16 protein-coding genes and 2 pseudogenes are annotated in these 17,973 nt (G+C 63.9%); 4 read left to right on the forward strand and 14 right to left on the reverse strand.

Annotated features, from left to right (window positions below):
* Nucleotides 1-37: 37 nt before the first annotated feature.
* From ACVI1L_RS04295 to deoC, 6 genes are all read right to left on the reverse strand, one after another.
* Nucleotides 38-1,075, reverse strand: coding sequence for a carbohydrate ABC transporter permease (locus ACVI1L_RS04295; RefSeq protein WP_456782361.1), 1,038 nt, complete (start codon nucleotides 1,073-1,075; stop codon nucleotides 38-40).
* Nucleotides 1,072-1,947: a carbohydrate ABC transporter permease gene (locus ACVI1L_RS04300; RefSeq protein ID WP_456782362.1), complete on the reverse strand. Its 876-nt coding sequence runs from the start codon at nucleotides 1,945-1,947 to the stop codon at nucleotides 1,072-1,074. Before ACVI1L_RS04300 ends, ACVI1L_RS04295 begins: the two co-directional genes overlap by 4 nt.
* Before the next feature lie 7 nt (nucleotides 1,948-1,954).
* Nucleotides 1,955-2,878 carry a ribokinase gene (locus tag ACVI1L_RS04305; RefSeq protein ID WP_456782363.1) on the reverse strand — a complete coding sequence of 308 codons (924 nt, stop codon included), beginning with the start codon at nucleotides 2,876-2,878 and terminating at the stop codon, nucleotides 1,955-1,957.
* Nucleotides 2,879-2,882: 4 nt separating this feature from the next.
* Entirely contained in the window at nucleotides 2,883-3,338 is a 456-nt protein-coding gene (locus ACVI1L_RS04310; protein ID WP_057018876.1) for an RbsD/FucU family protein, read from the reverse strand.
* Between the two features lie 80 nt (nucleotides 3,339-3,418).
* Nucleotides 3,419-5,806 (reverse strand): aldehyde dehydrogenase family protein, encoded by a 2,388-nt coding sequence (locus tag ACVI1L_RS04315; RefSeq protein ID WP_456782364.1) that lies wholly within the window; start codon nucleotides 5,804-5,806, stop codon nucleotides 3,419-3,421.
* A gap of 10 nt (nucleotides 5,807-5,816) precedes the next feature.
* Complete coding sequence (gene deoC / locus ACVI1L_RS04320; RefSeq protein WP_456782365.1) at nucleotides 5,817-6,821, reverse strand: deoxyribose-phosphate aldolase; 1,005 nt, start codon at nucleotides 6,819-6,821, stop codon at nucleotides 5,817-5,819.
* Nucleotides 6,822-7,076: 255 nt separating this feature from the next.
* On the opposite strand from deoC, the gene ACVI1L_RS04325 reads away from it, so the two are divergent.
* Nucleotides 7,077-7,871: a DeoR/GlpR family DNA-binding transcription regulator gene (locus ACVI1L_RS04325; protein ID WP_057018878.1), complete on the forward strand. Its 795-nt coding sequence runs from the start codon at nucleotides 7,077-7,079 to the stop codon at nucleotides 7,869-7,871.
* An 80-nt stretch (nucleotides 7,872-7,951) separates the two neighbouring features.
* Here ACVI1L_RS04325 and ACVI1L_RS04330 read toward each other — a convergent pair whose 3' ends face one another.
* From ACVI1L_RS04330 to ACVI1L_RS04350, 5 genes and pseudogenes are all read right to left on the reverse strand, one after another.
* Nucleotides 7,952-9,103: a substrate-binding domain-containing protein gene (locus tag ACVI1L_RS04330; protein ID WP_057018879.1), complete on the reverse strand. Its 1,152-nt coding sequence runs from the start codon at nucleotides 9,101-9,103 to the stop codon at nucleotides 7,952-7,954.
* Nucleotides 9,104-9,204: 101 nt separating this feature from the next.
* Nucleotides 9,205-10,197 carry an ABC transporter permease gene (locus ACVI1L_RS04335; RefSeq protein ID WP_456782366.1) on the reverse strand — a complete coding sequence of 331 codons (993 nt, stop codon included), beginning with the start codon at nucleotides 10,195-10,197 and terminating at the stop codon, nucleotides 9,205-9,207.
* On the reverse strand, nucleotides 10,194-10,508 hold the full coding sequence (locus ACVI1L_RS04340) for a hypothetical protein (RefSeq protein WP_456785682.1): 315 nt from the start codon (nucleotides 10,506-10,508) through the stop codon (nucleotides 10,194-10,196). Before ACVI1L_RS04340 ends, ACVI1L_RS04335 begins: the two co-directional genes overlap by 4 nt.
* 3 nt (nucleotides 10,509-10,511) lie before the next feature.
* Nucleotides 10,512-10,751, reverse strand: a pseudogene (locus ACVI1L_RS04345) (sugar ABC transporter ATP-binding protein); the annotation flags it as partial.
* A 73-nt stretch (nucleotides 10,752-10,824) separates the two neighbouring features.
* Nucleotides 10,825-11,721, reverse strand: a pseudogene (locus ACVI1L_RS04350) (ATP-binding cassette domain-containing protein); the annotation flags it as partial.
* Nucleotides 11,722-12,034: 313 nt separating this feature from the next.
* Between ACVI1L_RS04350 and ACVI1L_RS04355 the strand changes: the two are divergent.
* Together ACVI1L_RS04355 and ACVI1L_RS04360 are read left to right on the forward strand one after the other, a co-directional pair.
* Nucleotides 12,035-13,867: an outer membrane protein assembly factor BamB family protein gene (locus ACVI1L_RS04355; RefSeq protein ID WP_456782367.1), complete on the forward strand. Its 1,833-nt coding sequence runs from the start codon at nucleotides 12,035-12,037 to the stop codon at nucleotides 13,865-13,867.
* Between the two features lie 99 nt (nucleotides 13,868-13,966).
* A complete protein-coding gene (locus ACVI1L_RS04360; RefSeq protein WP_456782368.1) occupies nucleotides 13,967-14,248 on the forward strand; it encodes a hypothetical protein in 282 nt (93 codons plus the stop codon).
* Nucleotides 14,249-14,378: 130 nt separating this feature from the next.
* Here the strand turns inward: ACVI1L_RS04360 and ACVI1L_RS04365 are convergent, their stop codons facing one another.
* Nucleotides 14,379-14,795 carry a tyrosine-type recombinase/integrase gene (locus tag ACVI1L_RS04365; protein ID WP_456782369.1) on the reverse strand — a complete coding sequence of 139 codons (417 nt, stop codon included), beginning with the start codon at nucleotides 14,793-14,795 and terminating at the stop codon, nucleotides 14,379-14,381.
* Nucleotides 14,796-16,248: 1,453 nt separating this feature from the next.
* Between ACVI1L_RS04365 and ACVI1L_RS04370 the strand changes: the two genes are divergently transcribed.
* The gene (locus ACVI1L_RS04370) at nucleotides 16,249-16,431 is read left to right on the forward strand and encodes a hypothetical protein (protein WP_456782370.1); all 183 of its coding nucleotides are present in this window, start codon (nucleotides 16,249-16,251) and stop codon (nucleotides 16,429-16,431) included.
* A 24-nt stretch (nucleotides 16,432-16,455) separates the two neighbouring features.
* Here the strand turns inward: ACVI1L_RS04370 and ACVI1L_RS04375 are convergent, their stop codons facing one another.
* Together ACVI1L_RS04375 and ACVI1L_RS04380 are read right to left on the reverse strand one after the other, a co-directional pair.
* On the reverse strand, nucleotides 16,456-16,953 hold the full coding sequence (locus tag ACVI1L_RS04375; protein ID WP_456782371.1) for a hypothetical protein: 498 nt from the start codon (nucleotides 16,951-16,953) through the stop codon (nucleotides 16,456-16,458).
* Between the two features lie 544 nt (nucleotides 16,954-17,497).
* Nucleotides 17,498-17,680 carry a hypothetical protein gene (locus ACVI1L_RS04380; protein WP_456782372.1) on the reverse strand — a complete coding sequence of 61 codons (183 nt, stop codon included), beginning with the start codon at nucleotides 17,678-17,680 and terminating at the stop codon, nucleotides 17,498-17,500.
* Nucleotides 17,681-17,973 lie beyond the last annotated feature (293 nt).

Raw genomic sequence — 17,973 nt, forward strand, 5'->3', positions numbered from 1 at the left:
TCGCAACATCGTCTAGTCCTCCCTACAAGGTTTTTTGCTATTTGATGGCCCCGAGCAGCAGGCCCGACCGCATCATCCGGCTGAGCAGGCCCGCCATGATCATCATGGGAACGATGGCGACGAGCGCCGCAGCCGATATCGCCCACCATTCGTCGCCGCGCTGGCTGTTCTGTCCCGCCACCAGGATCGGCAGCGTCTGCCATCTGGAATTGGTCAGGAACAGCGCGAACAGAAACTCGTTCCAGACGAAGGCCAGCGTGATCATGAACGTCGCCAGCAGCCCGTTCATCGACATCGGCACCACGATGCCGAAGAAGATGCGCCAGCTCGGCACATTGTCGACCACCGCCGCCTCCTCGACCTCGATCGGCACAGCCTCGAAGAAGTCGCGCATCAGCCAGACGACGATCGGCAGCGAGAAGGCGACGTAGCACAGCGTCAAGCCGACAAAGCTGTCGATCAGCTGGAAGCCCAGCCGCCCGATCTCGCTGTAGAGCAGATACAGCGCGAAGGCGGTGACGATGGGCGGGAACATGCGCTGGCTGACGAACCAGAACAGGATGTCCTCATTGCCGAGGATCGGTCCGGGCAGCGGCAGGCGGTTGGCGGCGACGGCCACGATCAGCGCGATCGGAAAGGCCAGCAACAGGGCCTGCGGGCGGGTGAACCCGAACGTCGTGTTGAACAGCAGGTAGCCGCCGAGCGCGAGCAGGAAGAACGCGAGGCCCGCGCCGAAGCGGACCTTGAATTCGAAGCGCACCAGCGCATAGGCCGCCATCGCGCCAATCGCCGTGGCGATCGCTGCCGCGGATAGGCCAACGATGGTCGAGTTCAGGAAGGTCCGGAAGAACTCGCCGCGGATGCCCTGATAGAGATCGATGAAGGGCTGCAAGGTCGGCGTGAAGTCGATGAACGGCAGATAGGTCGGCCCGCCGACGACGCCGGGCGGCGTCTTGAATGCGGTCACCACCACCCAATAGAGCGGAAACACCGTGATCAGGCACCAGATGAGAACGCCGGCCGCGACCAGGCGGCGGCGCCATGGCGACAGTCCCGTCAAGCCCTGGCCGCTCATCGGCGCTTCCCCAGATGCGGCCGCAGCAGCGCCAGATAAGTCACGCCGATGATCGTGATCGCGATCAGGAACAGGAAGCTGAGCGCCGATGTGTAGCCGAGATTGAACTTCTTGAAACCTTCCTGATAGGCGAACAGCGTCAGCGTCTCGGTGTCGACGCCCGGCCCGCCGCCGGTCATCACGAACACCGTGTCCATGATCTTATAGCTCTCGATCAGGCGGATGAAGACGACGGCGGCCGAGATCGGCAGCATCATCGGAAAGGTGATGCCCCAGAACTGCTGCCAGGCGCTGGCATTCTCGAGCTCGGCGGCCTCGTAGACATCTTCGGGAAGCGTTTGCAGCCCGGCCAGCATCATCAGGATGACGAACGGGGTCCACTGCCAGACCTCGACCGCGATGATGCAGGCGAGTGCCCAATGTCCATTGGTAAGGAACGGCAGGTTGACCAGGCCGAACTTCGACAGGAACTGATTGAGCGGTCCCATCGTCGGATTGAAGATCATGCGCGCCACCAGCGCGACCGCGACGGGCGCCAGCAGCATCGGCAGCAGCAGGGCGACGCGGAACAGCCGCTCGCCCGGCACCCGCGCATTCAGCGCCAGCGCGACGCCGAACCCGATCGCGTATTGCAACCCGACCGCGATCAGCGCAATCAGCGTCGTGGTGAAGAGCGCATCCCAGAACCGCGGCTCCTGCAACAACGCCGCATAATTGCCAAGCCAGACGACGCGCGGCGGGATCGGCGGAATCAGGCGGTAGCTGAGGAAGCTCGTGGTCAGCGAATAGATCAGCGGAAAGATCGAGATCGCCAGCACGACGAGCACCGCCGGCCAGATGAAGACATGCTTGATCGGATCATTCCGCATCATCGCAGCATCATCCCCTCAGCAGCGCTTCGATCTCCACGCGCCGCGGCATCGCGGGCGCGGTGCCCGGCCGGGTCACCGAGATTCCCGCCGTGGCCGAACCGAACCGCGCGGCCTCGAGCGGATCGACGCCGTCCGCGAGCGCCGCCGCGAAGCCGCCGACGAATGCATCGCCCGCCCCGGTGGTTTCGACGACCTTGCCGGCCGCGAAGGGCGGCACGTGCAGCGAGCGATCCCGCGCATGGAATAGCGCGCCGCGCTCGCCGAGGGTGATCAGCGCCGTCCCGGCGCCTTTGGCCAACAGGGCGTCGCCAGCGCGGCGGGCGCCGGCGAGGTCGCCCACCGCGATCCCGGTGAGCGCTTCGGCCTCGGTCTCGTTGGGAACGACATAATCGCACAGCGCAAACAGACCATCGTCAAATTGGATGGCCGGCGCCGGATTGAACACGGTGATGCTGCCGGCGGTGCGCGCGATCTCGAGCCCGCGCCGCGCTGCATCGACCGGCTGCTCGAGCTGCGTCACGAACACACGGCTGTCGCGGATCGCGTCCGCCACCGCGTCGACATCGGCCGAGCCGATACCGCCCGCTGCACCCGGCACCACGATGATGGCGTTGTCGCCGCGCGTCTCATGGACATAGATAAACGCCGCGCCGGTCGGCGCATCCGCGGTCCTCGCCACGCGCGGCCGGATTCCCTCGGCCTCCCAGGTCCTGATCGCAAGCTCGCCGAAGGCGTCGCTGCCGATCCGCGAGATGAAGCTCACGCCGGCGCCGGCCCGCGCGGCCGCGACAGCCTGGTTGGATCCCTTGCCGCCAGGCCCCATCGCGAATCCCGATCCGGCGATCGTCTCGCCGATCGCCGGCATGTTGTCGGCGCGGAACGCCAAGTCGACGACGAAGACGCCGAGGACGGCGACGCCACTCTTGCTCATCTCGTCACTCCCCGTCCGGCCCGATCACGCCCTTGCTGAACAGGAAGCAGCCATAGAAGCGCCGCTCGCCCGTCGCGATCACGCAATAGGCCGTCTTGGCCTTCTCATAGAAAGCGTGGCGCTCGACGCCGACCAGCGGCCAGGACCGTCCCTCCGCGCGATCGATCGCGGTCTGCACCTCGCGCTGCACGGGTGGCACTTCCTGAGCCTGGCCGACAATCTCCATGCGGCTGGCCGCATCGTCGACGAAGGTGTCGAGCGGCATCACCGAGAGGATCGCCTCAACCGCCCTGGCCGCGTTGACATTGTCGATGCGCAGCAACCGGCCGAGAACCGTCTGGCGCGCGATCGAGTCGGCCGGAAAATTGGTGTCGCACACCACCAGACGATCACCATGCCCCATCGCCCGCAGGGCATAGAGCACGTCGGCATTGAGCAGTGGATCGATGCCCTTGAGCATGTTGCGTCCCTCCCTCGTGTTCAAACTCGCCGAAGTCTGACGGTTCGGATCCCCATCCGTATCACCGTAGCGTGACGCCTTTAGTCACCGTACGGAATCCAGATGTTCTTCACCTGCACGGCATGGCGGAGCAGGATCGGGCCCTCGCTCGCGGCCTTGTCGTACCAATCGAGCGCGAGGCCATGATCGACCAGAGTCCGCTTGAGATTGCCGGTCGACAGCCGCTCGGCGGCCGCTGAGGCGTCCTGCGATCCGAATGCCCAGAGCGCGTCGACATCGTCGTGCTCGGCAAGCACCTTGACCAGTTCGCTGTGATCGCCGGTGACGATGTTGACCACGCCGCCCGGCACGTCCGAGGTCTCGAGCACCTGGTAGAAGTCGGTCGCGGCGAGCGGATGCCGCTCGCTCGGCACGGCGACGACCCGGTTGCCCATCGCAACCAGCGGCGCCACCAGGCTGATGAAGGCGAGCAGCGGCGCCTCGTCGGGACAGGCGACGCCGACCACCCCGATCGGCTCATGCATCGCGAGCGCCACGCCGCGCAGCGGCGGCGCGTGGACGGATCCTTCGAATTTGTCGGCCCAGGCGCCATAGCTGAACAACCGCTCGATGCTCGCATCGACTTCCGTGCGCGCCTTCGCAGCCGACACGCCGGTCATCTCGGCGATGCGCCGGGCGAATTCGTCGCCGCGCGCGGAAAGATTCTCGGCAAGGTAATAGAGGATCTGGGCGCGATTATGCGCCGTCGCCCGCGCCCAGGACTCGGCGGAGCGCGCCGCGGCCACCGCATTGCGGATATCCTTGCGATTGCCCTCGCCTGCTTCGCCCAGGCGCCGGCCCTTCGGCGACAGCACCGGACGCGAATAATTGCCGTCCGGGCGCACCTGCTTGCCGCCGACGAACAGTTTTGCCGTCCGATCGATCGGCGGCACATCGAATCCTGCGCTGGCGCCAAAAGCCGTCGGCAGCGGCGATGCCTTGGCCCGCGCCTTGCGCCCGCTCCAGGCCTTCGGCTTGAGATACTCATACATGCCTTCACGGCCGCCCTCGCGGCCGAAGCCGGACTCGCGATAGCCGCCGAAACCGACGCTGGCGTCGAACAGATTGGTGGCGTTGACCCAGACCACGCCGGCCAAGAGCTTCGGCGCGATATCGAGCGCCAGACCGATCGTCTCGCTCCACACGCTGGCGGCAAGGCCGTAGCGCGTGTTGTTGGCGAGCATCACGGCCTCGTCAGGGGTGCGGAACGTCATCGCCACCAGAACAGGGCCGAAGATTTCTTCGGTCGCAACCGTCGAGGATGGATGCACGTTCCAGAGCAAGGTCGGCGGATAGAAACATCCTTCCGCCGGGATCGCACCGGAAGCCTGATATTTCTCGGCACCCTCCTTCACTCCGGTCTCGACCAGCGACTTGATCCGTTCGAGTTGTACCGGTGCGACCACCGCGCCCATGTCGATCGCCTTGTCAAGCGGCATGCCGACGCGAAGCGTCTCCATGCGGCGGATCAGGCGCCGGCGGAGAGTCTCCGCGATCCCCTCCTGCAGCAGCAGCCGCGAACCGGCGCAGCAGACCTGGCCCTGGTTGAACCAGATGGCATCCACCACGCCTTCCACCGCGCCGTCGATATCGGCATCGTCGAACACGATGAACGGCGACTTGCCGCCGAGCTCGAGCGTCAGCGATTTGCCGGTGCCCGCGGTCGACTGGCGGATCAGCCGTCCGACCTCGGTCGAGCCGGTGAACGCGATCTTGTCGACGCCGGGACTTTCGACCAGCAGCGCGCCGGTGGCACCGTCGCCGGTCACGACGTTCAGCACGCCCGGCGGCAGGCCGGCTTCGGCCGAAAGTTCGGCGAACAGCAGCGCGGTGAGCGAGGTGAACTCCGCCGGCTTCAGCACCACCGTATTGCCCGCGGCCAGCGCCGGCGCGATCTTCCACGCCAGCATCAGCAGCGGAAAATTCCACGGAACGATCTGCCCGATCACGCCAACCGGCACCTGATCGGTGAATTCGCGCTCCTGCAGCTGCGCCCAGCCGGCGTGATAGAGGAAATGGCGCGCAGCGAGCGGCACGTCGAGATCGCGGGTTTCCCGGATCGGCTTGCCGTTGTCGATCGCCTCCAGCACGGCGAACAGCCGGGCGTGACGCTGCAGCATGCGCGCCAACGCATAGAGATGACGGGCGCGGCCGTGGCCGCCAAGCTTCGCCCACGCTGTCTGCGCGGTGCGCGCGGCGCTGACCGCCGCCTCGATATCGGCGGCGGCGCCCTGCGCGATGCGCGCCAGCGTCTTGCCGGTGGCGGGCTCGGTCGTCGTGAGGCGTTTGCCGGCATGCGGCGCCGTGAACTTGCCGGCGATGAAATGCCCGAAGGTGGCGCCATGCCGCGCCAGCCAGGCGCGTGCCTCGCCGTCCGCCTCCGGCGCGGGGCCATACTCCATGGTCTCGAAATAGCTTGCGACGCTCATCGCTGGAGTCTCATCCCACGGGGTGGCGGTTGAAAGCCGAGTAGTGGCCGGTCACGTGATGCTCGAGCTGCCGCTCGATATCGGCGAGCAGGCTGGAGGCGCCGATACGGAACAGGTCCGGCTCGAGCCAGTCGCGGCCCAGTTCCTCCTTCATCAGGAACTGATAGTTGAGCACGTCCTTTGCCGTCGAGATTCCGCCGGCCGGCTTGAAGCCGATCTGGTAGCCGGTACGCTCCTGATAGACGCGGATCATCCGCAGCATCGCGAGCGTCACCGGCAGCGTCGCGTTGACGCCTTCCTTGCCGGTGGAGGTCTTGATGAAATCGGCGCCGGCCATCATGCAGACCATCGACGCCTTGGCGACATTGCGCAGCGTCTTGAGATCGCCGGTGGCCAGGATCGTCTTCAGATGCGCGTCGCCGCAGGCGGCGCGGAAATCCTGCACCTCGGCGTAAAGCGCCCGCCAATCGCCGGTCAGCACATGCTCGCGCGTGATGACGATGTCGATCTCCTGTGCGCCGTCGCGGACCGACGCTTCGATCTCCTTCAGCTTCAGATCGTGCGGCACGAGGCCTGCGGGAAATCCGGTCGAGACCGCGGCGACCGGGATGTCCGATCCGCTGAGCGCTTCGACGGCCGTCGCCACGAACCGATGGTAGACACAGACCGCGCCGGTATGCAGCTCACGGCCGGCAAAGCCGAGCCGCTCGAGAAGGTCGCCGCGCACCGGCGCTTTGGCCTTGGCGCAGAGGCGCTTCACCCGTTCGGTCGTATCGTCGCCATTGAGCGTCGTCAGGTCGATGCAGGTGATCGCCTTGAGAAGCCACGCCGCCTGCGCGTCCTTCTTGACCGTGCGCCGGCCCGGCAGGCTCGCAACGCGGCGTTCGGCGGCCGACAGATTGATCCTGATCTCGTCGACCCAATCCATCTCGAGCGTGCGGCCGCCGTTGCGCGGCAGCGGATGCTCGCCGCCCGGGGAAGGCGGCTGCGCGGCCAGTGGGGACGGATTCTGCATGAAGACGCTCTGCGTCATGGAGGCGCCGTGCGTCCTAGCGAATCGACGAGATCGCCAGATAGACTGAATGTGTCGATCGCAACATGTGATCCTCCCCTGACCTTGCCGCGGGGTTTGCCGACTGCCTGAGGAACATCGTCCCCGACCCTCGATCAGCCCGCCGGACTGGATGTTATTATTGTAACAAATCGACGTTGATAAACTCACAACATTGTAAGATCATTGTCAATCGGATAAGCAAGCCCGGCGATCAAAATGGCTGAAACATCGAACGCACGACCAAGCGAGACGCGCGTGCAGCGCCTGCAGAGGCTGCGCCGCGCCGTCGAATCGAGCGGCACGCTGCATCTGAAGGACGCCGCCGAGCTCCTCAAGGTTTCCGAAATGACGGTCCGGCGCGATCTCGCCGGACCGGACGCCGCGCTGGCGCTGCTCGGCGGGTACGTCGTCAATGCGGCGTCGCCGACCGGGGTCAAGTACACGTTCGAGCAGGAGATCGATCAGCACACCCAGGACAAGCGCCTGGCCTGCCGGTCTGCCGCGGCCTCGATCAAGGAAGGCGATACGATCTTCATCGATTGCGGCACGACGATGCAGTCGCTGGCGGACTGCCTACCGGAGGACCTGCCGCTTTCGGTGATCTGCTATTCGATGAACGTGGCGTCGATCGTCACGCGACGGCCGGCCACGCAGGTGATGCTGATGGGCGGCCTCTACCATCCGTCGTCGCAGTCCTTTGCGTCGGACGACGGCCTATCCTATCTGCGGCGGCTCGGCATCAACAAGGCCTTCATCTCCGCGGGCGGCGTGCACTGGACCCGCGGCGCGAGCTGCTCGAATTTTCACGAGGTCGCCGTCAAGCAGGCCGTCATCGAGACCGCGATGGAAAGCATCCTGGTGATCGACGCCAGCAAGCTGGGCAGCCTCAAGTCGGCGTTCTTCTCCGATATCGGCGCGTTCTCGCGCATCATCGTCGGCGGCGCGGCGTCAGCGGACATGCGCAAGCACTTCCGTAGCCTTCCCGTCGAGTACGTGACCAGCGCAACCTGATCCGAGCGGGGGCTGGCACGCCCGGATCAGGCTGCTCACGATGCGCGGGCTCGCGGGACCACGCATCGCACTCCTGCGGCTCAGTTGCAGGCAGGCTTCGCCTTGTTGCAGGCGTCGGTCAGCTCCGGCGGCGGCTCCTTCTTGAACACCGTCTTGTAGGATTCCAACACGTTGGACTGCGTCACCGGCAGCGACTGCACACCGATCCAGCCCGGCGTTTCCTTGCCGAGCAGCGCGTTCATCATGGCCATCGCTTCGGCGACACCCTGGTCATAGGGGCGCTGCGATCCGGTCGCCTTCAGCGGGCCACCCTTGGCGATCTCGATCGCCGATTGCAGGCCGAGATCGACGGTGGCGACCGGAATGTCGATGCCCTGCGCGCGCATCGAGCTCAGCGTATCGAGCGCCGGCTGGTCCCAGACCGCGAACAGGCCCTTGATATCCGGATTGCCGGTGAGGAAGTCGCCCGCGATCTGCGACACCTTCGGCGGGTCGGTGAAGTCGACCTGCTTCATCTTGATGTCGGGACGATTCTTCTGCATCCACTCACGGACGCCCTTGGTGCGCTCGTTGGTGCTGAAATAATCGACGCCGAAATTGACGAGGCCGATGGTGCCGCCCTGCGCGACGCAGGACGCCAGGATCTGGGCCGCGATCAGGCCGTTGCCCTGGCTGTCCGCCGAGATCATGGAGGCATATTCCTCCGGATGCTTCAGGCCGGTCGGGATGCTGTCCATCAGCACGAGCTTGATGCCGGCCTTGGCGATCTTCTTGTAGGTCGGTGCGGTCGCCGTGAAATCGACCGGGATCGAGATGATGCCATCCGGATGCTGCTGGATGGTGTTCTCGATATCGGCGATCTGCTTGTCGACCTGATATTCGGCGGACGCGACGCCGGTGACGGTCACACCGTACTTCTTCAGCGTATCGGTGATGCCCTGGATCTGCAGTTGCGCCCAGTCGAGATTGACGGTCTGCATGGAGATGCCGACCTTGAAATGCTTCTCCCTGATCTTGGCGGCATCGGCGTCCGACAGCGCCAGCACTTCGGGCGAGGCGGCCTTCTCGCCGTGCGGCCCCTGACCGACGATCGATTTCGGTCCAAGCGTCGCGAGATCGACGCCCTTGACGCAGGTTGCAGGCACTTCGGCGCGAGCCGAGGCGGCGATCGAAATGGCCGTCGCCGCGATCAACGCGGTCAGCGGCAGGGTTTGTCGCAAGATCGGCTTCATTGTTTCCTCCCGTTTTGGTCGCCGATTGACCGGAGGCCGGCGACCTTGCCCCTACCCTTGCAACGCCTGACCTTGCGGCCCATGCGCTGCACCGTCGTGCTCTAGCGTTTCGTGAAGGCGACCGCGGCCACGATGATCGCTCCCTTGATGACGAGCTGCAGCGGCGAGCTGACGCCGAGCAGCACGAGGCCGTTGTTGAGTGTGCCGATGATGAGGCTGCCGAACAGCGTCCCCAGGATGTAGCCGCGCCCGCCGAACAGGCTGCAACCACCGAGGATCACGGCGGCGATGACGTCGAGCTCCATGCCCTGCACGACGTCGGGCCGCGCGGCGTGCGAGCGCGCGGACAGCACCAGCGCCGCAAGCCCGGCGAGCGCGCCGGTCAGCACAAAGGCCGCGGTCGTTACCCATTTGGTGTTGATACCGGAATACAGCGCCGCGGTCGGATTGCCGCCGACCGCATAGATGCGGCGGCCGAACACGTTATAGTGCAGCAGCAGGATGCCGACGATCATCGCCACCAGCGTCCAGGCGATCGGAACCGGTATGCCCAGGAACGAGCCTTCGCCGAAGATCGCAAAGTACGTCTCGTTGGTGATGATGACAGGCTTGGTATTGGTTACCATCATCGCCAAACCGCGCGCCATGCTCAGTGAACCCAGCGTCACCAGGAACGACGGGATCGAGAGCTGCGTGGTCAGGATGCCGTTGAGCAGCCCGACCAGCGCGCCGGTGCCGAGCCCGGCAACAGCGCCTACGATCCAGCTATTGTTGATCTGACTCATCGCGAGCGCCGCGGCCATGCCCGACAGCGCCAATGTCGATGCGACCGACAGATCGATCTGGCGCGCGATGATTACAAAGGTCATGCCGACCGGGATGATCGAGACCAGCGTGGTCTGGCGTCCGATGTTCAGGAAATTGTCGACCGACAGGAACCAGGGCGAGGACAGGCTGAACACGACCAGCAGCACCACGAAGGCGATGTACAGCATGTAGGGCCGCTCACCCCGCAGCAGATTCTGCAGCAGCTTGCGGCGTCGATCGGATCGGGTCGACGAGGCGACGAGGTTGGGCGCGGTCAGTTCGGTCATGCGGGCAGCTCTTGCAATACGCCTTGTTCGGAAGCCTGGTAGATCTGCAGCAGATGATGGAGCTCTTCGGCATCATCGATCTCCCCGCGCAGCAGCGTTCGCGCCACGCGTCCATCGACGATCACGGAGATGCGGTCGCAGAGCTCGATCAGTTCGACGAGGTCCGACGAGACCACCAGGACGCCGGTGCCGTCGCGAGCGGCATTGCGGATCACGCCGTAGATCTCCTCGCGCGCGCCGACGTCGACGCCGACCGTCGGCTCGTCGAGCAGCAGAACGCGCGGCCGCGGATCATTCCATTTTCCGAACACGACCTTCTGCTGGTTGCCGCCGGACAATGTCCTGACCAGGCTCGAAGCGCCTTGCGCCTTCACCGACAGCCTCGCCACCGCAGCGTCGGCACGCCGGGCGGCGGCGCGCTGCTGCATGAAGCCCCAGCGCGAGAAATGCGGAATCCGCGGCAAGGTGATGTTGCGCTCGATCGAATGATCCAGCACCAGGCCCTGCAGATGCCGGTCTTCCGGCACCAGCGCGACGCCATGGTCGATCGGCATCGGCCGGGCTCCTCGGCAGCCATGGCCGACCGTCGATCTGGCATGTGCCGCTGTCGACCGGCCGAAGGCCGAAGATGGTCTCCAGAATCTCGGTGCGTCCGCTGCCGATCAATCCGGCAAGGCCGTGGATCTCACCCTTCATCACGGACAGTTCGACGGCCGACAGGCGATCGTTCGACACGCGCGACAGCGACAGAACCGGCGACGGATCGAATGAACGCGCAACTGCAGGTTCAGCGCGCGACGCCGCGGGCGCCAATCGATCGGTGCCGATGATGGAGTTCACCAGCCGCTTCATGTCGGTCTCGGCGGTGACGAACGTGCCGGCATTGGCGCCGTCGCGGAGCACCGTGACACGCTGCGAGATCTCGAACACCTCGTTGAGCCGATGCGTCACATAGATCACGCCGACGCCGCGGCGCGTCGCCTTGCCGATCGCGTCGAACAGGATACGAACTTCATCCGAAGTCAGGGACGATGTCGGTTCATCGAGGATCAACAGGCGCACCTCGCCCATCAGTGCCTTGGCGATCTCGGTCATCTGGCGGTAGGCGAACGGCAGCGAGCCGACTGCTGCCTTGGTATCGAGGGGAATGCCGAGCTCGCTCAGGAACGCCCCGGCCCTGGCCATCAGTTCGCGCTTGCGGACAAAGCCGAACCGCGTACGCGGCTCGCGGCCGAGCAACAGATTGTCGGCGACGCTCAGCGACTCGACGAGACTGAGGTCCTGATAGACGACGGCGATGCCTGCCTCGCGCGATCTAGCCGGACTGTCGAACGTAGCTGGTTTGCCGGCGATCTCGATCGTGCCGCTGTCGGCCGCGTGGACACCACTAAGGATCTTGATCAGCGTGGACTTGCCGGCCCCGTTCTCGCCCAGCAGCGCGTGCACCTCGCCGGCCCGGACCTCGAGGTTGACGTCGCGCAACGCCCGCACGCCGCCGAAGCGTCTGTTGATGCCACCGACCATCAACAGCGCCGTCGACGGCCGAGGCTCGGCTGCGATCGAACCGGACAATTCCAAATTTTCCTCCCGTCGACCGCGCGCGGCGCTGGTACGATGGTGACATATTGTTATTTTTGCAACTTATCTTGTTATAATTCTATCACATCGGCCGACCTGTCAATGGGAGATCGCGCCAGCGGGCGCTCGAATTGAAGGCGGCGATCGGATCCTGCACCGCCATACGTGCGGCCGGCCTCCGCCAAGCACGATGGCAGCCGGAAGGTTGTGCTAAGCTGCAATTGCTCTCTTCATCAAAAACCAACTCCGGTGAATCACGATGAAACTGAGTGCTGCGATTGCCATCGCCCTGATCTCGTCTTGCCTGCCCGCCGCGGCGCAGCAAGCCGGTGCCGATCTCTACGCGCAACGCTGTGCGCAATGTCACGACAGCAGCAACGCGGCTGTTCGCGCGCCGAGCCGCACCGCGCTGCAATCCAGATCGTTCGACGAGGTGCTTGGTGCGATCACCACGGGCCCGATGGCATCCTTCGCGCAGGGACTGACCAGCGACGAGCGGGCGGCGATCGCCTCACTCGTCACCGGAAAGGCCGCGTCGCTCGTGCCAACCGAGAGCGCAGGCCAATGCGCGCAGAACGAGACCGGCTTTCCGCAGCCGATCGATGGGCCGCGGTGGAACGGTTGGGGCACGGATATCAACAACAGCCGGTTTCAGCCGGCGGCAATGGCCGGCCTCGCGCAAGACCAGGTCCCGCGGCTGCGTCTGAAATGGGCGTTCGGATTTCCTGACACGTCGAACGCCAACGCGCAGCCGGCCGTCGTCGGCGGCTTGCTGTTCGTCGGTGGCGGCGACCGCAAGGTCCACGCCCTCGACGCCAAAAGCGGCTGCACGCGCTGGGCGTTTCCGACCGAGGCGCCGGTGCGGACGGCCATCAGCTTTGCCCCGCTGGACAACGGCCAGCCTGCCATCTTCTTTGGTGATGTGCGCGCCAACGTCTACGCCCTGAATGCCGCGACCGGCAAGCTGATCTGGAAGAGCAAGGTCGACGATCATGTGGCGGCCCGGATAACCGGTGCGCCAGTGTTCTATTCCGGCGCCGTCTATGTCGGGGTTTCATCGATCGAGGAGGCCATCGGATCTCGCCCCACCTACCAGTGCTGTACGTTTCGCGGCAGCGTCGTTGCGCTGAAGGCCGAGACCGGCGCGCAGATCTGGAAGGCCTACACGATCCCCGAGGCACCGCATCCGACGCGGGCGAACGCCCTCGGGACCCAGCTGTTCGGTCCGGCCGGCGCGTCGGTCTGGTCCGCTCCGACGATCGATGTGCAGCGCCAGTCGCTCTATATCGCGACCTCGAACAGCTATGCCGACCCGGCAACCGACACCAGCGATGCCATCCTCGCGTTCGATCTCACGACCGGCCGAATGCTGTGGCATCAGCAGGCCACCCCGAAGGACAGCTTCGTCGTTGCGTGCTTCGGCACCGATCAGAGCAATTGTCCGGAAGACCGCGGCCCCGACCATGACTTCGGCCAATCGCCGATCCTGGTGAGCCTGCGTAACGGACAGCGCGTGCTGGTGATCGGCCAGAAATCCGGCGTGGTCCACGCGCTCGATCCCGACCATGAGGGCAAGATCCTGTGGCAGACGCGGATCGGCAAGGGCGGCGCGTTGGGCGGAACCGAGTGGGGTTCCGCCGCCGACCAGGACCGAATCTATGTCGCCAATTCGGACGTACGATTTCTAAGGGACGGCACGCGACGTCTGAATTCAAGCGAAGGTGGCGGCCTGTTCGGGCTCGATCTTGCGACCGGGAAGATCGCGATGCAGGTCGCGCCGGTGGCCTGTGGCGACCGCCCGCAGTGCAGTCCCGCGCTCTCCGCGGCGGTCACCGCCATTCCCGGCGTCGTCTTCTCGGGCGGCGTGAGCGGCTTCCTGCGCGCCTACGCGACCGATGACGCACGGCTGCTGTGGGAGATCGACACCGCCCGCGACTACACCACGGTCAACGGAGTTGCGGCCCATGGCGGCGCCATGGACGGACCCGGCCCGGTCGTCGTCGACGGCATGCTGTACGTCAATTCCGGCTACGCGCAATGGAGCGGCCTGCCCGGCAACGTTCTGCTGGCCTTTGAGGTCGGCAACCCCTGACAGGTAGCTGCGCCGGCAAGCTGAGCACTACTCGCGGCGGCCTATTCGTGCTTTGATGTCGGACAGGATCAGCCGAGAGATCCGAAGGGAGACCGTGTGGTGCTTGGTGACGTGCTACGCAATTTCACGTCAGGGGCCGCTTCCCTCGCGCGCTCCAATGATCCCGAATCGCCGATAGGAGGGACCAGCGTCCCGAAATCGACCGACATGGCAGCCGCGCTTCAAATCGATGCGCATGTCGTTGCGCACGAAAAACACAGAAACTATAAGTGCTTGAAAGAATGGTCGGAGTGGCAGGATTCGAACCTGCGACCCCTGCGTCCCGAACGTAATCAGCGACCGAAAAAATCAACAAAAACAACGAAGCTCGATCCGGATTGACCACTTTTATCGCTGTTCGTTCACGGTATTTCGGTGGTCAATCGGTGGTTGGCGAAGTTTACTTCCGAACAACGAGTAGCGGATTTCTATTCCGCGGGTTCCAGGTTCGAATCCTGCCGGAATCGCCAGTTCACTTTACCGCTCCAGTCTTCTCAATAGGTCGAGATTGATTCTGGCTCACCGGGTCAGAAGGTGTGCCAGTGCCTGTTCCTGAAATGAGCTTCGCCCCCTCACGCGCCATCTTCTTTCGGTTTGCCGCTCGCGTGTAGACTTGTGCCTGCGATATCGACGACCAGCCGAACCACGCCATCAATTGATGGTCGCTAAAGCCGAGCTCGGCCAGATAGGTCGCTGCGGCCTTTCGGAGACCATGTGACGTGCACCGCTCCGGCAATGCCTCGTGACAGGTATCGCGGAAGTAGTTCCCGAAACCGGCAGCGGTAAACGGCTTGTCCTGGGCCGTGACCAGGAAGGTCAGATGGTCACTCGCCGGCATTGCGTCGATCGCCGCCTGAAGGCGTGGCACGACTTCGACGTTGAACGGCACCCCCAGTCTTCTTGCGGCCCATCGCCATCATCCCGCCGCGGATATACTGCCGCCTCATCCGGACCAGGTCACAGCGTGGCTGGCCGGTCTGCAGGAGCAGCTCATAGGCCAGCCTTGCCCTGGTGCCGACGGCATGACACTTCTCGAACTGATCGCACTCGGCCGTCTTCCATGGATGGTGACCGCCGGTCCTCAGGGAAGGCTCTTCGTACCGGTTCACGTACTCCAGAACCGGCAACAGCCGATCACCTCCAATCTAAGGTATTGAAATAACAATCTTTAGTTTTCGCCCCCTCGAGCAGCTCACCAGTCAGCCCACAAATGAGAACCACTCCAGCGCGGGCGGCGCGCCGAGGTCACGCCGCTCCGGGTTGACCCAGGAGAAAAGAAGTCCGTCTGTCAAACCAATGGCTTAGAGCCTTATTCTGGGCAAACTTCGGCGGAAGTCTCTGGTTCGCTGGGTTGGTCGAGGATCAATCAGGTGTGGATTAGGGTCGTAGCCGTCGGAGTAATTGGCCTGGTAGGAATGGGCGCTGTTGCAGCCTTGGGGAGAAATCCCGCGCCAGCACATCCAATTGCCTACCCGGTGGCGGAGACCTCGAGTAAGAGCGACCGTCTACCGCTGAAGCCCGCACCCGCGACAGATGTGGCTGCCGTCGAGAACGAAGTCGTGCCAGCAAACGAGGTTGCTGCGGTCACAACGGGTGCTTCAGCTTCGGCAACGATCGCTGCCCCAGCAGCACCCCCAATAGCTGTCGCGCCCCGTCCGACCGATCGATTGAAGGCGCCGGCCAAGATCATTTCTCGACATTGGCATGATCCTGCGGACACCAAGTACAAATCAAAGCCGAATGCGAGTAGCGGAAGCAGTTCGCCAGTTACCCGCCCCGAAGCGGAGAAACAGCTTGGCGAAGTTAAGAACTGCAGCCAGAGCGGGCTGGACACTTTCCTGCGGTCGGTCAATCTGAAGCCGCGCTGCGCTTCCTAGAGAGTCATGAAGAACGGCCTCCCCGCGGGGGGCTCACCGGCGGCGTCTTTTCCTGGGACTTGCGGCAGATCAATAGGAGCTTTTGCACAAGTTGTAAGTTGACGCGCAGCACCGGGGCAGATCCGAGACCGAGGTGGAGGCATGAGTACTGTCCCTCTGGACGTTGAAAGAAAATGCGAACAGCGGTGGGCAGCCAGGCGTAAGCAGCCGGTTCTAACGGGAGCACCTGAAAGGCACTGGTCCGAAAGCCCGATTGAACCGCCCGCTGGGCATACAAAGGCTGAGCAAGAAGCTGCTGATTTAACCCTTCAGCCCACGAAGCAGCGACTATCGGGGCCAGCTGAAATCCCACCGCCGCGACAAAACATTTCGAGCCCGGCGGCGTCACCCCAGCCGGATTCTGATTAATGGAACAGCAACGTCGCTTGCATAAGATGTAGTCCACTCGCTGCAGGACGCTCGAAAATGACCGAGTACGTCATCAGGGAAGTTGGCCTTCGTCAGTGGCTCGTGTTTGCCGATCGGCGAAGCATCGCCTTTTGCGCCGACGAAGATGAGGCGGTGAAAGCCATGGCCGAACATAGCGCGCGCCACCGTCGACCACCCGAAGCAATGGAAATTGCGCCAGGAGAAAACCCGCCGGCGTGAACCGGCGGGCACCTCGCCTTCACGCTAGGCTAAGTTGACGGCTGCAGCGGCCATCGTCTGCCGTAGCTGATAATGCCGGCCCTCCCTGCCGATGCAGTCACTGTTGGGCCACTCCTCGCCCTTGTCTTCGCACTGGTTCACGACCGCAGCAACGCCGGCCAATGTCGTCGGAATTGTCCTGGCCAGATCCCAAGCTGCATCGGCCTCCGCATGGCAACATGCTCCTTGATGGTCGTCGGCCTGCCAATAGGCCTCAGAGCGATATTCGGTGGCTTCGGTCGCCGTGATGGCTGCATTGTGGTCCGCGTCCGCCTGCTGGTGTTTTGCGATGGCTTCCAAAGCCGGATCAGTGGCCTGCGGTGATCGCCCTCCTCGATTCAGCGCTGAGGCGGCGACCGGGTTACCAGCAAGCAATATGAGATCGAACGCAACGGACCATGCGACGATCTGCTTCTCGTCGCTCAGGTGATACTGCGCCTTGGCGTCGCCCAAGACCGCCCCTTCAAAAGCCATCGAGGCCATCGATTTCGGCGTTCTATGAACTGACGTTCAACCCAGCCACTCGAATGGATGTCAATTCGACGGAATCTCGCTATCCTAATCCAGCCATGGAATGGATCATGAAAAAGCTAGGCGGCCCCTCAACTGAAAAGGACGCCGCCACTTGACCAATCGCTAGCGATAACTGCGCATCGCGGTCGCGAACTCTAGCGGCTTCACTCGGCGCGAGATATTCGCGATCATTGGCGCATGCCCTGGCGCCGCAAGCCCGCTCGTCATCTCCGCTACTGTCCGGCCCCGTCGATCGCAACGGCGGAAGACGGTGCTCATGTTCTGCGTCGGGTGCCAGCACAACGGCCGGCTGAAGCTCGCCGATCTGCCTGGATTGGGACTGGGCTGAAAACTCGGCGCACCTCAAGTGCAGCGCTTGCGGTCGTTCCCGCTATCGCAAGGCTCATTAGGAACTTGAAACGTTGTTGAGCCGTTTGGAGATTGCAAGACAAACGAGCATGACACACGGTTCAGCCATCGCATCGAGATGTACAAAGAGCCGATCATTGACGAGTTAAGGCAGATTGAATTCGCGACAGTCGAAGGAGAAAGGCGGCTGGCGGAAAAAGAAGCGCAGCTCATCGAATGTAGGCGGCTGAATGAGGACACGAGCAAGATTGAAGCCGAGCTTGCGGTAATGCGCGAAGTACAGCTTGATCGCGAGAGGCTTCGCCAGCGCCTGCTTTTTCTTCTGCACCCCTAGATCCAGATGCCTTTTATGATCTAACAGGACAAGGCGACGTCGGCTGAGTATTGGGCTGAACGTGGAGTACGCCGCAGGCCGGCAAAGACCTGTTCGCGTGATCGGGGTCAGAGAAACCCCAGCGCGCCGGTCGCGTCGCTGGGGTTCGTGGCTCCATGGTGTCCGATGCCTCGGGGGGAAAGCATGCGGACCTGCCGATAACCGCCCTCGCGCTTGCCTGTTCCTAATCATCCCGGAAGGATGGGTTGTTAGCCTCATCAGCGACAGCTCGCCGCAGAACACGTCCT

It is taken from the genome of Bradyrhizobium sp. USDA 4516 (genome assembly GCF_054055915.1).